The organism is Streptomyces gelaticus (genome assembly GCF_014649535.1).
GTDB classification, from domain to species: Bacteria; Actinomycetota; Actinomycetes; order Streptomycetales; family Streptomycetaceae; genus Streptomyces; species Streptomyces gelaticus.
The window spans coordinates 172,660-187,597 of sequence record NZ_BMTF01000001.1 but is presented as its reverse complement, the minus strand read 5'-3'; the positions used below and the strand labels follow the sequence as shown (position 1 = coordinate 187,597).

The 14,938-nt window shown below is 69.9% G+C and carries 12 protein-coding genes and 1 pseudogene; 7 read left to right on the top strand and 6 right to left on the bottom strand.

Annotated elements, in window-relative coordinates:
• Window positions 1–52 precede the first annotated feature (52 nt).
• Both IE107_RS00845 and IE107_RS00840 read right to left on the bottom strand, forming a co-directional pair.
• A complete protein-coding gene (locus tag IE107_RS00845) occupies window positions 53–1,516 on the bottom strand; it encodes a DUF6801 domain-containing protein (RefSeq protein WP_189539871.1) in 1,464 nt (487 codons plus the stop codon).
• A 137-nt stretch (window positions 1,517–1,653) separates the two neighbouring features.
• Entirely contained in the window at window positions 1,654–2,304 is a 651-nt protein-coding gene (locus IE107_RS00840) for a hypothetical protein (protein WP_189539869.1), read from the bottom strand.
• Between the two features lie 962 nt (window positions 2,305–3,266).
• Here IE107_RS00840 and IE107_RS00835 point away from each other — a divergent pair.
• From IE107_RS00835 to IE107_RS00820, 4 genes and pseudogenes are all read left to right on the top strand, one after another.
• The gene (locus IE107_RS00835) at window positions 3,267–4,481 is read left to right on the top strand and encodes a PucR family transcriptional regulator (protein ID WP_189539867.1); all 1,215 of its coding nucleotides are present in this window, start codon (window positions 3,267–3,269) and stop codon (window positions 4,479–4,481) included.
• A gap of 213 nt (window positions 4,482–4,694) precedes the next feature.
• A complete protein-coding gene (locus tag IE107_RS00830) occupies window positions 4,695–4,958 on the top strand; it encodes a hypothetical protein (protein ID WP_189539865.1) in 264 nt (87 codons plus the stop codon).
• Between the two features lie 41 nt (window positions 4,959–4,999).
• Window positions 5,000–5,374, top strand: a pseudogene (locus IE107_RS00825) (hypothetical protein); the annotation flags it as partial.
• A 58-nt stretch (window positions 5,375–5,432) separates the two neighbouring features.
• Entirely contained in the window at window positions 5,433–7,508 is a 2,076-nt protein-coding gene (locus IE107_RS00820) for an MDR family MFS transporter (protein WP_189539863.1), read from the top strand.
• Between the two features lie 37 nt (window positions 7,509–7,545).
• Here IE107_RS00820 and IE107_RS00815 read toward each other — a convergent pair whose 3' ends face one another.
• The 4 genes from IE107_RS00815 to IE107_RS00800 all read right to left on the bottom strand — a co-directional run bounded on the left by IE107_RS00815 (window position 7,546) and on the right by IE107_RS00800 (window position 10,093).
• The gene (locus tag IE107_RS00815) at window positions 7,546–7,992 is read right to left on the bottom strand and encodes a YchJ family protein (RefSeq protein WP_189539862.1); all 447 of its coding nucleotides are present in this window, start codon (window positions 7,990–7,992) and stop codon (window positions 7,546–7,548) included.
• 86 nt (window positions 7,993–8,078) lie between these two features.
• Window positions 8,079–8,888, bottom strand: coding sequence for an SAM-dependent methyltransferase (locus IE107_RS00810; protein ID WP_189539860.1), 810 nt, complete (start codon window positions 8,886–8,888; stop codon window positions 8,079–8,081).
• 108 nt (window positions 8,889–8,996) lie between these two features.
• Window positions 8,997–9,233: a DUF397 domain-containing protein gene (locus IE107_RS00805; RefSeq protein ID WP_072485026.1), complete on the bottom strand. Its 237-nt coding sequence runs from the start codon at window positions 9,231–9,233 to the stop codon at window positions 8,997–8,999.
• Window positions 9,233–10,093 carry a Sco1979 family transcriptional regulator gene (locus IE107_RS00800; protein WP_189539858.1) on the bottom strand — a complete coding sequence of 287 codons (861 nt, stop codon included), beginning with the start codon at window positions 10,091–10,093 and terminating at the stop codon, window positions 9,233–9,235. The genes IE107_RS00805 and IE107_RS00800 overlap by 1 nt, the downstream gene beginning before the upstream one ends.
• A gap of 207 nt (window positions 10,094–10,300) precedes the next feature.
• On the opposite strand from IE107_RS00800, the gene IE107_RS00795 reads away from it, so the two are divergent.
• The 3 genes from IE107_RS00795 (at window position 10,301) to IE107_RS00785 (ending at window position 14,938) form a co-directional block, all read left to right on the top strand.
• Window positions 10,301–10,759, top strand: a complete 459-nt coding sequence (locus IE107_RS00795; protein ID WP_189539856.1) for an ATP-binding protein — start codon at window positions 10,301–10,303, stop codon at window positions 10,757–10,759.
• Window positions 10,753–11,196 (top strand): hypothetical protein, encoded by a 444-nt coding sequence (locus IE107_RS00790; RefSeq protein ID WP_189539854.1) that lies wholly within the window; start codon window positions 10,753–10,755, stop codon window positions 11,194–11,196. The genes IE107_RS00795 and IE107_RS00790 overlap by 7 nt, the downstream gene beginning before the upstream one ends.
• A 121-nt stretch (window positions 11,197–11,317) precedes the next feature.
• Entirely contained in the window at window positions 11,318–14,938 is a 3,621-nt protein-coding gene (locus IE107_RS00785; protein ID WP_189539852.1) for a WGR and DUF4132 domain-containing protein, read from the top strand.

The window sequence follows — 14,938 nt, the reverse complement described above, 5'->3', positions numbered from 1 at the left end:
TTCGTCCAGCCTTTCTGGGGATCCGGGAGTCAGCGCTTGCGGAACAGCTCTCTCAGCGTTCGGGCTTGGGCTTCGGCGGCTCGGGACAGTTCGCCGGAACACCTTCGACACACAGCGGGGACTGCATCATCTTCGTGTAGTTGCCTTTTCCGGAGACCGAGGCGGTGAAGAGGTTGTCGAGGTCCTCCGTGACACCGCATCCGGTGAACGGCGGCACATCCGCGTAGCCGGTCAGGGGCCCGCCGGTCTTCACGGTGTAGCCCTCGGGGCCACCCGCGCCGGACGCCCCCTTGCCGACCAGTTTCAGCGTCATCGGGCTCACGCTGCGGCAGTCGGGGCCGACGTCCAGCGGCTCCCCGTTGACCTCCACGTCGTAGAGGCGCGCGCGCAGGGGGGCGATGGCGGTCGTCGTCTCCTTGTACTTCTTGGTATCGGGGTCGGGGGCCGAGTCGCCCAGCGTTCCGATGTCGATCCTGCCTTCGAGGATCAGCTCCACCTTCGCCGTCGTCGGCATGAAGCCGAAGGTGAGGAAGGTGGCCTCGGCCGGCGGCATCCGGGCCTTGCCCTTGTGGTCGAGCGTGCCGTCGGTGGTCAGCCAGCTCTTCACGCCCGTCGGGCACCTGAGGAAGGAGACGGACGTGTTCAGGTTGAGGCGGAGGTGTCCGGGGTCGCTGAACCGGATCGCCCCGGCCAGTTTGTTGATGTTGGAGTACCCCGCCATGTAACCGTGTGCCGGCTTGGGCACCTGAGGAATGGGACCGGTCATGACCGTGCAGTCGGCGGGCGGCTGCACGCCCCCGGCCGGCAGAGCCTGCTCCCGTCCCGCCTTCGCGCCGCCGGACCGCTCGGGGGTGGTGTCCCCGGACGGCTCGGGGGCGGTCCCGGTGGGCGGGGCTCCGGTCTGCGGGGGAACGGTGACCGTGGCCAGCTCCGCGCTCTGGTCCGGATCGGCCTTGCACGAGAAGGCCGGCGGGGGCGGCGCGTCCCCGGCTCCCTCAGCGGCCCGCAGGGCGAGGCCCACGTCCAGCTGCCCCAGCGCGAAGAGCACGTCGCCGCTCGATCTCGGTGTGATCGTCGGTACCTCGCCCGTCGCCCGGAGCGCGATGTCCCCCGTGGCGGGGAGGGAAGTCTCCGGGATCTCCAGCCCTTGCCAGGGCACATCCGTCGACTCGCCCCGCTGCGAGACCTCGGTCAGCACCCGCGCGGATCCCGAGACGGCCGCCGGTTCGGCTTCCGGCGACGAGGAGAGGGCGGAACGCGGAAGCTCGAAGGAGAGGGCCACGTCCCGGAGCTGGATCGCCGTCCCGATGCTCGTGCTCACCGGCAACTCCGCCGTGATGTGCACCGGGACCGGCTGCGCACCGGAGGGAAGGTCACAGGTGTAGGCGATGTCCGCCTCGGCGGTCCGGGTGTCGTTCGCGGCTCCCGTGCCCGGCATGAAGCCCGCCACCAGCGCCATCGCACCGACCGCGGCGAAGCGTGCGGTGCGCCGCGGGTCCGGGGTCCTTGTTCTCATCTCGACATACCTGCCGTCGTCTCGGTGCCGGGCACTCGTGCATGGGATGCGAACGGGCGGGCCGACGGCGGGCCGCGGAGAGGAGGTGGAACTCCGCTCCGCGGCCCTTCCTTGCCACCGGCGCCGGCCCGGTTCGGTTACGGCGAGGTGATGGTGAGCGGCGCGGCGACCTTGTACGTCGCCTTGAACGTGGCCGAGTCACCCGCGTTGAGCAGCCCCGCGCAGTTGTCGGCGCTGTCGACCTTCAGACCGGAGCCGGTGTTGATGTTGAGCTCGCCCGTGGAGTTGGTGTAGGTCACCTTGTTCACGGACCCGGAGATCACGGCTTTGCAGGTGCCCAGGATGGTGTCACCCGTCAGGTTGACCTTGACCCCGGACAGGCTCCCCGAGGTGACGCCGCCGCTGTACGTGCTCGCGTCGATATTGATGACGGCACCCGGTGCGAGTGCGGCCGTGAAGTTCGAGCCGAGCGGTCCGGGGCACGGGCTGGCCGTGGAACCCCAGGCGGCGGCGGTGATCTTCGCAATGCCGAGGCCGGAGGGGTACGTTCCGCTCGGAGCGGTACCACTGGCGGTGCCCACCGAGCAGTCCACCTGCTGGCTGGTGCTGGTGTCGACCAGGGTCGCCACCGTGCCGGCCTTGAGCGAGGCCGTGAAGGTGCCGTTCGCATTGGGGTTGACCACGGTCCACTGCGCGAGGGCGGTGGCCGAGGCCGACGTGGCGGCGAAGCCGAAGGCGGCTGCGGCGACGGTCGTGGCGAACAATGCTCGTCTGAGGGTGCTTCTCACGGAACATACCTCCGGGAAGTGGAGTTGGACGTACCCGATTACCTCGCACCACGCCCCGGGAATGGGCCCGGCACGAGGGCGGCTCACATCGTGGAACGCAGAAGTCGATGGACTCGACTGCGTGATCGAACTCCGTGCGGATCGAACGTTACGAGCCAGTAGCCCGACGCGGCAATACCCGGCGCAGAAAATACCCGGCCCTCTCGGCAAAAGCATTCCGCCTTAGCGACAACTCAGCAGATCGCCACGATTTTCTATACGAAAGTGAGTAGTTACGGCCGTGTCATGCCCCCTGCCCCCTCCAGGACACTCATCCCGGGCGCAGTCACCGGCGACGGACGGGTCCGCCGACCGCAGGCGTACCCGCCGGTAAGATCGTCCACCCCGCGTCCGAATGACACCCCACCGCCCCTCACCCGCCCTGGAATCGAACCGGACAGGGCGCCCGAGAACCCGTTCCCCGATCACAGAACACACCGGATCGGAGAAACCGCGGATGAATTATCCATTACGGCCGACCGGTTCTTGTATCACCCCGGCAATCCCGAGGAATTTCCCCTCTCCGAACAATATGCTCCCCCTTCGAATGCAGAGGCGCCCGGGGCGACGAACAGCCGCGCCCGGGCGCGACTGCAGCACTCCGGAAGAATGCGCACCACCCGCGCGAATCCACACCAATCACCCGGACGAAAATTCGTTACCCACGGTTACTTTCTTGTCGCCGGAAGAGCAGATGTCCGAAAAATATTGTCCTGAAGTGAGCACTGGCGTCCCACCTGCACCGAAGCCCCACAACGAGGCCAAGATATGTGCCCCTTGCACTCCGATCTTGCCCAAGTAGTGGGCACAACCGCTGACTTGGTCTATCTTCATCGCGAACTTGGTACGCACCTGTCGGTTCGTGGGAGCGCTTTCCCCACCGCCTGACCCCCCACCGGGCGCCGGAGAGCAAGGGGACAGTCATGCCAGAACTCATACAGCCGTCGGACACGGGGGATCCGCTGGGGCCGCTCCCCCAGGAATTCGCCGCCATCATGCGGCCCGAACTCCCGAGCCTGATCAAGGAGATCGGCGTGGAGGTCACCCGGGCCTATCCGGAATATGCCCGGCTGCTCAGCGGCCCCAACGGGCAGGCCATCCGCGTCGGTGTCGAGCAGAGCCTCTCCTCGTTCGTGGACCTGGTCGCCGAACCCTCCGCCTCGACCTCGCTCCGCGACGACATGTGCCGCCGGTTCGGGCGCTTCGAAGCGTACGAAGGGCGCACGATGGAGACGCTCCAGGGCGCCTACCGGCTCGGGGCCCGGATCGCACTGCGACGGGCGCAGAAGGTCGGCCGGAGCTACAACTTCTCACCGACTCTCATGCTCAGCTTCGCCGACGCGCTCTTCGCCTACATCGACGAGCTCGAATCCCTGTCCCGGGAAGGCTTCCTGGAGGTCCAGTCGCAGACCGGCGAACAGGGCGAGGCCATGCGCCGACGCCTGCTCCACCTGATCCTCGCCGGGCGCCCCGCACCCCGTACCGCCATCGCCGAACTCTGCGAACAGACCGGATGGACACTCCCCGAGCAGGTCACCCTGGTCGCCGTCCGCTCCCCCGCCACCCTGGACCGGGCCGCAGCGGACCGCGACGTCCTGGCCGATCTCAGCGACCCCCAACCACACTTATTGATCCCCGGAGCTTTCGACGACGCCCGCAGACGGATGCTTGACGGGGCACTCCTCGGCACCCACGCCGCGATCGGCCTGACCGTGCCCACCGCCCTGGCCTCGGACTCGATCCGCTGGGCCCGGCGAGTGCTCGAACTCGTCGACACGAACATCATCGACGACGCGCCCGTCGTCCTCTGCGAGGACCACCTCATCACCCTGTGGCTGCTCTCCGACCCGGTACTGGTCGACCAGCTGGCCCAACGCGAACTCGCCCCGATCTCCGGAATCAGCGCCACTCGCCGGGAGCGCCTGGTCGAGACCCTGCGGATCTGGCTGGACACCCGCGGCACCGCTGCCTACATGGGCGAGCTGCTGGACGTCCACCCGCAGACGGTCCGCTACCGGATGCGCAATCTTGAGTCCATCTTCGGCGAGCAACTGACCGACCCCGAAAGCCGGTTCTCCACCGAGGCCGTGCTGAGGGCGCTCCAGTTACGGGCCCGCGGCGAGGAATCACCGCTCTGAGTCCACTTCCAGCCGGATCACGGTCCTCACCACGAGTCAACTTACTTATGGGTAAGGCGAAATAGACGGTCACTCTCAAACGGTTGCCACACGGAGACGTTCTCAACGAGAAACCCGGAACTGCGTCCCGTACACATGGAGATGTCGGCCGCCGCACCCGGCGGCCGAGCCGACAACCGCCTCCTGGCCGACCATTGCGAGAGGGAACCCCTCATGACCGCCTCACACCTCCTCGTCCCCGTGCCGATCCCGGACCGGGTCGCCGCGCTGATCGGCTCCTGCATCCCGCCGCACGTCCTGCAGGCGGAACTCGACGCCGCATGCGCCGCGCGCGAGGTGCGCAGCTTCCGCGGTCCGCGGCTCTGCGACGAGGACCGGGCCGACCGCGAGCAGGCGCTCTCCGAACTGGCCCGCGCCAACAAGGTGCTGGCCGCCCACCACCCCCGGCTGGCGGTGCGCCCCGGCAGCGCCTGGTGACGGTCCGGTACGCCCCGTAGGGATCGGCCGCGAAGGCGGGCGGGAGAATGTCGGGCAGCGAGTACCCGGTCGATCTGAGCCGGGCCGGACATCCGGTGATCCCCACGGTGGACCGGGCGGCCGATCTGGGAACGCTGCCCGAGGCGCCCGAGTACGTGGTCAAGCAGAAGCTGGGGGCGGACTCGGCCGGACCGCGGTTCGTACGGGAGGCAGCGCTGCCGGATGGCGAGGACGGCACCCTGCTCGTCCGGCCCCGGATCGACTTCCGCTACGAGGTGTCCTTCTACTTCGTCGACCACGACTTCCAGTACGCCCTGTACGCACCGGACCCGGAGCAGCGGTGGGTGCTGGAGCCACCCGTGCGGGAGGCGTTCGTGGCCCGGATGAAGACCTCCGTGCGGGATCTGCTGGCCTGACGACACGTCCGGCCGTCCCCCACATGCGCGAAGCCCGGGCCGGTGTGAAGGTGCAAGCGTGACCACTGCCAGCGAGACCGCCCCCGCCGCGCAGAGTGCCGCCGCGCCGCCCGTACTCGATCCGCGCCGCCGGAACATCGTCTTCGCGACGATCGTGCTGGGTCTTCTGCTGGCCGCCCTGGACCAGACCATCGTCGGCACCGCGCTGCCGACGATCGTCTCGGATCTCGGCGGCGCCGCCCACATGTCCTGGGTGGTCACCGCGTATCTGCTCGCGGAGACGGTGGCGACGGTCCTGGTGGGCAAGTTCGGCGACCTGTTCGGTCGGAAGATCATCTTCCAGCTGTCGGCGATCATCTTCATCACCGGCTCGTTCCTCTGCGGTCTCGCGACCAACATGACGCTGCTGATCGTCTGGCGCGGGCTGCAGGGCATCGGGGCCGGCGGGCTGATGGTCACTTCGATGGCGCTGATCGCCGATGTGATCCCGTTGCGCGAGCGCGGCAAGTACCAGGGCGCGATCGGTGCGGTGTTCGGGGTGTCGACGGTGATCGGGCCGCTGCTCGGCGGGCTCTTCACCGACCATCTGAGCTGGCGCTGGGCGTTCTACGTCAATGTGCCGATCGCCGTCGCGGTGGTGATCGCCGCGGCCCGGACGATCCCGTCGGTCAAGGCCGCGGGCCGGCCCGTCATCGACTACCTGGGCATCGCGATGGTCACGGTCGGCGCGAGCGCGCTGATCCTGGCGACGAGCTGGGGCGGCAACGAGTACGCGTGGGGTTCGCCCGTCATTCTCGGCCTCTTCGCGGGCGGCCTCGTCGCGCTGGCGCTCTTCTGCCTCGTGGAGTTCCGGGCCGCGGAGCCGATGCTGCCCATGCGGCTCTTCCGGAATCCGGTGTTCACCGTCTGCTCGGTCCTGAGCTTCATCGTGGGCTTCGCGATGCTCGGCGCGATGATCTTCCTGCCGACGTATCTGCAGTACGTGGACGGGGACTCGGCGACCCTGTCGGGCGTACGGACGCTGCCGATGGTCCTCGGGCTCCTCGTCGCCTCGGTCTTCAGCGGCAACGTGGTCTCCAGGACGGGCCGGTACCGGCTGTTCCCCATCATCGGCTCGCTGGTCATGGCGGTGGGGCTGTATCTGCTCTCCCGGATGGGCCCGGACACCGGAGGGTGGCTGGAGTCGCTGTACATGCTGGTACTCGGAACCGGAATCGGTCTGGCCATGCAGGTGCTGACGATCGCCGTGCAGAACACGGTCGACTACGCGGACCTGGGTACGGCGACGTCCGGTGTGACGTTCTTCCGTACGCTCGGCAGTTCCTTCGGCACGGCGGTCTTCGGGACGATCTACGCCAACGCGCTGAAGCCCAATCTGACCGACGGCATCGCGGCGGCGGCGCGGGCCGGCGGCGACCCCGCGACGCTCGCGAAGGCCGCGCTGAGCCCGGCGGGGCTGCACGCTCTTCCCCCCGCGCAGTCCGCCCCGCTGGCCCAGGCGTACGCGGACACGCTGCACACCGTGTTCCTGTGGACGGTGCCGGTGGCGGTCCTGGGGTTCTTCGTGGCGCTCTTCCTGAAAGAGGTGAAGCTGCGGGACACGGCCCGGGCGGGCTCCACGGACATGGGCGAGGGCTTCGCCCAGCCCACCACCGGCGACCCGGCCAGGCTCCTCGAATTCTCCGTGGCCAAGATCCTGCGCCGAGCGGGGCCGGACACGGCCCGGCGGATCGTCGCGGACTCGGACACCAGGCTGGACATGGCGGGCGCCTGGGCGGTGATGCAGGTCGAGCTCTTCACGCGGATGGTGGGCCACGCGGGTCTGCGGCTGATCGCGGCCCGGCACCGGCTGCCGCCCGAGGTACTGGTGCCGGTCTTCGACCGGATGATCGAGGAGGGCTATCTCACCGGCGACGGTCGTCTGTTCACGCATACCGTCGCCGGGAGCCGGGAGGCCGCGGCTATCACCGACGCGTGGGCGCGGTGGCTGGGCGAGCGCCTGGGCGAGCACGGGGCGCGGCCGGACGACCGGCAGCTGCGGGCGGCGGTCGACGTGATCGCCAAACGGCTGCTGGCGGAGGACCTGGCGCAGCAGCTGTCACCGGAGAAGGTCCCGGCGGGGGCGGCGGACTGAGTGTCCGACCGCCGGACCCACGCGTCGGTCGGCCGCGTCAGTCGACGAAGACGGCGGTCGCGTACACCCAGGCGCCCTCGTGACGGACGAAGCGGCTCTTCTCGTGCAGCGAGCCCGGCCGCCCGTTGTCCGTGTAGTGCGCACGGAACGTGACCGTGCCCGCGGTGTGGAACGGGCTGCCCTCGGTCGTCTCCAGCACCTCCAGGCGCACCCAGCGCATCGCGGGGTCGAAGTCGACGGCGGGCGGCCGGGTGTCGGGGTGCCAGGTGCGCAGCAGATACGCCTCGTCCCGGACGACGAAGGCGGCGTACCGGGAGCGCATCAGCGACTCGCAGCTCGACGCGGCGACGGTCCCGGCGTGCAGGCGGCCGCAGCACTGTGCGTAGCCGGCGGGGAGGCCGCAGGGGCACGGCGATTCCCCCGTGACGGCGGGGGTCCGTACTCCGGCGGCGGGCCGGGCCGGTCGTGTGGTGCGTCGTGACATGCGTCCATTGTGACCCGTGGTGCTGCCGGTTCTGGAAGCCGGGGTCCGTGGCCGACCGGCCGGCCGCCGGTGGCGGCGGTGCCCGGTCAGACCTTGCGGGCCACGCCCGCGTAGCCCGGGATCGGCTCGTCGCCGGGGACCTCGATGACCTCACCGAGCTCCGGGTGCCAGTCCGCGGACAGCGAGACCCCGGGCTCGACGAGTTCCAGACCGTCGAAGAAGGTGGTGATCTCGGCGTGGGAGCGCAGGCGCAGCGTCATCCCCCGTGCGCGGTACATGGCGGACGCCTGCGCCGCGCCCTCGGGGTCGAAGTCCCCCGTGGTGTGCGAGAGCACCAGGTAGCTGCCGGAGGGCAGCCGCTCGACGAGGCGGCCGACGAGTTCGGCTGCGCCGTCCTCGTCGTCCAGGAAGTGCAGCAGGGCGAGCATCGACAGGGCGATCGGCCTGCCGAAGTCGAGAACCCGGCCGGCCGCTTCGAGGATGGCCTCGGGCTTTCGGGCGTCGGCCTGGACGTACTCGGTGGCGCCCTGCGGGGTGGAGCGCAGCAGGGCCGCCGCGTGTGCGAGGACGATGGGGTCGTTGTCGCAGTAGACGATGCGCGCGTCCGGGGCGGTCCGCTGGGCGATCTGATGGAGATTCGGCTCGGTCGGTATGCCCGTGCCGATGTCGAGGAACTGGCGGATGCCGTTCTCGGCCAGCCATCGGGTGGCCCGGTGCATGAAGGCACGGTTGACCCGGGCCATGTCCCGCCCCCGCGCGTCGACGGCGAGCAGTTGGCGGGCCATCTCTTCGTCGACCGGGTAGTTGTCCTTGCCACCGAGGAACCAGTCGTACATCCGGGCGGGATGAGGCTTGGTGGTGTCGATATCGATGCCTGGGGATTCGTGCCCGGTCATAGCGCGCTCCATGGGTCCATAGGTCGGCGAACAAACAAGAGTGTGGGGCCGGGTCGGCTCCGGCACCACGGATCCGGGCCGGCGGACCGGCCCGGTCGGGCCGCGGACTCAGGTGAGCAGGAAGTCCGCCTGACCCGACTTGGCCCCCTGGATGAACGCCGCGATCTCACGGGGGGTGTAGATCAGGGCGGGGCCGTCGGGATCGGCGGACTGGCGTACGGCGATCCTGCCGTCGGACAGCTTCATCGCTTCGACGCAATTTCCTCCGTTCCCACCGCTCCACGGCTTGTGCCAGCCCTCGGAGCCGAGTTCGGCGGCCGGCATGCCGTTGTATATGGGATCCATCACAGCTCCTTGCGGAAGTCCCGGAGGATTTCCTTCGTGCGTTGTGCAGTTGCGGCCTGAGCCGCCATGCGGTCCATGACTTCGAGGTAGGAGGCCACCTCGGGGCGCGCGTCGAAGTAGACGGCTCCGGTCAGGTACTCGCTGTAGACCATGTCGGGGAGTTCGGGGACGCCGAAGCGGAAGAGGACGAACGGGCCGTAGGTACCCGGGTGGTGTCCCGTGGAGAATTCCGCGATCTGGAGCGTCACATGCGGCATCTCGGTCGCTTCGAGCAGCCGGTCGATCTGCGCCCGCATGGCCTCGACGCTGCCGACGGGGCGGCGCAGCACCGTCTCGTCCATCACCACCCACAGCCTCGGGGCGTCCGGTCTGGTGAGCAGGGACTGGCGCTGCATCCGCAGCGCCACATGGCGCTCGATGTCCTCGGGTCTGGTCTGGCCCACCGCTCCGGTGCGCATCACCGAACGCGCGTAGTCCTCGGTCTGCAGCAGTCCGGGGACGAAGTGCGGCTCGTACATGCGCAGGAGGCTCGCGGCACCCTCCAGGCTGACGTACATGCTGAACCAGTCGGGCAGCACGTCGTGGAACCGCTGCCACCAGCCGGGTTTGTTGGCCTCCTCGGCGAGTTCCACGAAGGCCTCGGTCTCGTCGTCCGAGACCCCGTACGCCTTCAGCAGCATCTGCACGTAGGGGATCTTGAGAGCGACCTCCGCGGTCTCCATCCTGCGTATCGTCGCAGGTGCGACCCGCAGCACCTTGGCAGCCTGGTCACGGCTCAGGCCGACGCGCTCCCGCAGATCCTGCAGGCGCTTGCCGAGAACGACCTGACCCACGGTCGGGGCGGACCGCGGTTCGCTCACTTCAGACCTCCCCATGCGCTGTTTGCGAGCAGTGTGCCATGCACGGGCCGACCAGAACACAGCCACTCTGAAAATTTCAGAGTGCCCCTTGCCAAGTGTTCACGACAGGGGGAGAGTTGTTGAGTGAACCAGTTCACGATGTCTCGCCCGCCCTCATTCGCATGGGAACGCGGAGCGTGACGCAGCCCCCACTGTGAGGAATCGGTTGTGGCACCTGGCAGTGCGCTCATCCCCCGGCTCATGGATCTCAGTCCCGGGACGGAGGCGCTCCGGTACTGCTTCGCCCTGCCTGCGCACCCCGAGTCGGTGGCCGGTGCACGCAGGCTGACGCGGGCGCGGCTCGACAAGTGGCGGCTGGACGCGGACGCCCATGACTCGGCGCTCCTGATCGTTTCGGAACTGGTCACCAACGCGGTGGTGCACACCATGAGCTCTCGTGTCGTGTGCGAGCTGCGCCGCCTCGACAGACGGCTGCGCATAGCCGTGCAGGACCAAGGACACCAGTCCGGCGGGCCGCAGCTGCGCCGGACCGCCGACGACGAGCACGGACGCGGCCTGCTGCTCGTCGACGCGATGTGCAGCTCCTGGGGTTCCCGCGACGCGGGCAACGGCACGGGCCGCATCGTCTGGGCGGAACTGCCGCACGGCCCGGAGCGCTCATGCTGAAGAACGCGATGTCCCATCTGCTCGGCGCACGACGCACCCGTGAGCCCCGGCCGGCCGTCGGTGCGGCGGGCACCGTGCGTCTGCCGATGCCGCCCGCGCTGTCGGCGAGCCTGGGTTGCGACGCGGTGGGAGTACCGGCCCGGTACGGCTTCCGGCTGATGTCGCACCTGCCGCGCACCGGCTGCGTCTTCGCGGACGCCGACCGCTGGTGGTGGATCGTGCCCGCCGGCTCCGACCTCGATCTGGACTGGCCCCCGCAGGTCACCTACGCGAAGGGGGCGTTCGTCCCCGCGGTGCGGCCCCGGCTGATCCACCAGCCGGACAACCGGACGCCGTACACCCCGCCCATCCCGCTCTTCCTGATGGTGTGCCAGGTGACAGGCGTGGCACCGTCGTGGGCGCCGTCCGGCGGCGAGCGTGCCGTCTCCGCCCCCTGACCTGCTGATTCATCCACCGGACATCCCGGTCACGCAGCGTTGTCAGTGGCCCGTTCTACTGTGGCACCACTGATCGAGAAGTCCGCGGCGGAGCGGGCTGCGGGCGGGAAGGGGCGGAGCCGTGCGCCGCTGGGAATATGTCGAGGGCAGTGCGTCGAAGTTCTGGGAGACCGAGGCCGAAGGCGCCGTGGTGACGGTGCGCTACGGGCGGTGCGGAAGCGACGGACGCACCCAGACCAAGGAGTACGCGTCGGCCGAGGCAGCGGCGGCACAGGTCGTCAGGACGATCGCGGAGAAGGAGAAGAAGGGGTACCGCGAGGTCGCGGCGTCGGCCTCGGCCCCCGCCGTTCCCACTCCGGACGCCACGACGGCCGCAACCGCCCCCGGTGGGGTCCCGGAGGGGGACACCGCCGTCGGCACCGTCGTTCTCCCGGACGAGGACACCTTCACCCTGCCCGCCAGCTGGAAGCGAGTGCTCCATCCCCGGCGCGGCGGAGTGCACCGCGGGCCGGCCAGGATCCGGCGGGAGGCGTTCGACGCGATCGAGGCCAGGCTCGTGGAGGACGCCGCCTGGATCCGGGAATTCGTGGACTCGCCGGACTCGGACGCCTCGGTGGCCGCGTCGCTGCGGGCCCACCTCGGCGGAGAGCCCTCACCGGCCGGCGCGGCCGCGCTGGCCGCGATCGCCGGTGGCCCGGGGTGGGCGGACTTCTGGTCCGAGCGCTACGGCCTGCCGTTCGCCGCACGGACCGCGACCGAGGTGTTCTCGGTCGAGGCCTACTGGCGGCAGAGCGGACTCAAGCGGGGCGCAGCCCGGCTGATGGCTCTCCCCGGCCCCCGCCACGCGCACTGGGCCCGGCAGCACCGGGCCCCGATCGACCGGGTCCGTGCGCTGCTCGCAGCGGCCGACGAAGAGACCTACCGGGCGGCGGTCGAGGCGCTGGCCGAGTGCCGCACCGACACCTTGCGCAAGATCATCGTCTCCTACCTGGTGCCGAGCGAGACCCACTGGGTGGACGAGCTCTGCGCGGATCCCGCGGTGGGCGCGAAGCAGAACCGCACGCTGCGCGCCATGGTGTTCGGCTCGCTGTACTCGGCCCACCAGCTGGAACTGCTCCCCTACCGCCCGGACTTCACCCTCGGTGTCGCGACCATCGCCACGGTGGCCGAGGGCATCGGATCTGCCGTCTCTCAGCCGCTGGCCGCCACGCTCGACGGCAACCACTACTACTCGGACGGCGTGAAGCAAGCCGCCGACGCCCTGGCGGAGCTGCCCACCGACGAGGCCTTTCTGGGCCTGCTGGCGCACGCGGACTCCAAGCATGTCCGCCCCTCGCTCCTGGAAGCCATGCGCCGCTATCCGGTACGTGCGGTGCGCCTGCTGGCCGCCGAGGCGGGCGGCGGTTCGGCCGCCGCGTCCCGGTCGCTGCAGCTGCTGGGGAGCCATGTCGGCGCCCACCGGGAGGTGGTGTCGCTGGCGCTCGGCGATCTCGGTCCCGAGGTCGTGGAGATTGTCGAACCGCTGCTCAATCCGGCGGACCTGATCGCCGACGCCCCGGTGGACGCCCTGCCTGCCGTGCTGACGGCCCCGCCGTGGTCCCGGCCCCGCACCACCGTCCGGACCAAGGCGGTGACGGGCCTGACCGCGGTGTCCGAACCCGCCCTGGAGTGGCTGCCGGGGGAACAGGCCGCCTGGGCGGCCACCTCCTCCTGGTACACCACCGAGCGCAACAAGGGCGATCTGAACGAGCACCTCGACGTCCTGCGCCACAGCCCGGCCGCGGAAGGTCTGCGACCGGCATGGGTGTTCGTCCACGCCGACGAGGAAGTGGTCGCCCCACTGCTCGCGACCTGGGATCCGACCGATCTGTGGGACGGCGAGGACACGCTCAGGCCGATCGCCGCACGTTTCGGCCTGGCCGCACTGCCGCTGCTGTTGCGTGCCGTGCCCCGGCAGCCGAGCTCGCTCGCCCCGCTGCTCCTCCCATTCGTCGATGTGGAGGTCGCCCGGTACATGGCCAACTGGGCGGTCCGGCTGAAGTCCACCGCGACGACAGCCCGTTCCTGGTTCACCCGGCACGGCGTCGCGGCCGCCCCGCTGCTGGTGCCGGACGCCGTGGGCAAGGCGGGCATCGCACGGCGCTCCGCCGAGCAGGCTCTGACGCTGATCGCCACGGTGCACGGCGACGCGGTGGTGCGCGAGGCCGCCCGTGCGTACGGCGCGGAGGCGGCGGCCGCGGTGGACGGGCTGCTGGCCGCGGACCCGCTGGAGCGGGCATTGCCGGCCAGGATGCCGGAACTGCCGGGCTGGACGGAGCCCTCGGTGCTGCCGCAGATCCTGGTCCGGTCCGGCGGCGCGCTGCCGGTGGCGTCGGCGCGCCATGCCCTGACGATGCTGGCGCTCTCGAAGCCCGGCGAGGTGTATCCGGGAATCGCCTCGCTGACCGAAACGGCCACGGCCGACTCGCTCGCCGAGTTCGCCTGGGCCCTGTTCGAGCAGTGGCGCCTGGCGAACATGCCCGCGAAGGAGTCGTGGGCCCTGCACGCCCTGGGGCTGCTGGGTGACGACGAGACGGTGCGCCGGCTCACGCCGGTCCTGCGTTCCTGGCCCGGTGAGGGCGCGCACCACCGGGCCGTGGAAGGGCTCGACGTGCTGGCGTCCATCGGCAGCGACGTGGCGCTTCTGCATCTGCACGGCATCTCGCAGCGGGTGAAGTTCAAGGCGCTCAAGGTACGGGCCCAGGAGAAGATCGCCGAGGTCGCCGCGGGGCTGGGGCTGACCGGGGAGCAGCTCTCCGACCGTCTGGTTCCGGACTTCGGCCTGGACGCGAACGGCTCGACCGTCGTCGACTACGGCACCCGTTCGTTCACGGTCGGCTTCGACGAGCAGCTGCGGCCCTACGTGCTGGACGGTGACGGCAAGCGCCGCAAGGACCTCCCGAAGCCGGGCGCCCGGGACGACGCGGAGCTCGCTCCTGCGGAACGCAAGCGGTTCATGATGCTCAAGAAGGACGTCCGTACGGTCGCCTCGGACCAGGTGAGGCGTCTGGAGGCCGCGATGGTGACCGGACGGTCCTGGACGGCCCAGGAGTTCCAGGAGCTGTTCGTCGGCCACCCGCTGATGTGGCACCTGGTGCGCCGGCTGGTGTGGCTGAGCGAGACGGACGGTACGGCGCGCACCGCGTTCCGGGTCGCGGAGGACCGTACGTTCGCCGACGTCGAGGACGATGTCTTCGCCCTGCCCGACGACGCGACCGTGCGGCTCGCGCACCCGCTGCACCTCGGTGACGGACTGAACGCCTGGTCCGAGGTGTTCGCCGACTACGAGATCCTGCAGCCGTTCCCGCAGCTCGGACGCACCGTGCTCACGCTGTCCGAGGAGGAGGCCGGGGAGTACCGGCTCACCCGGTTCGAGGGCCTCAAGGTGCCGATCGGGAAGGTGCTCGGGCTGGAGCGGCGCGGATGGCAGCGCGGCATCCCCCAGGACGCCGGGGTGGAGCGCTGGATCTCCAAGCGGCTGAGCGACGGCTGCTACCTCGTGATCGCACTGGACCCCGGCATCGCGGTCGGTGTGGTCGACATGTTCCCCGAGCAGGTTCTGGAGACGGTCTGGCTCGACGATCAGCCCGATGACCACTGGACTCGTCGTGACCATGCGCTCCGGTTCGCCGGGATGGACGCGGTGACCGTGTCCGAACTCCTCGTCGACCTGGCCGAACTCACCGAGGGCGTGGCGTCGTGA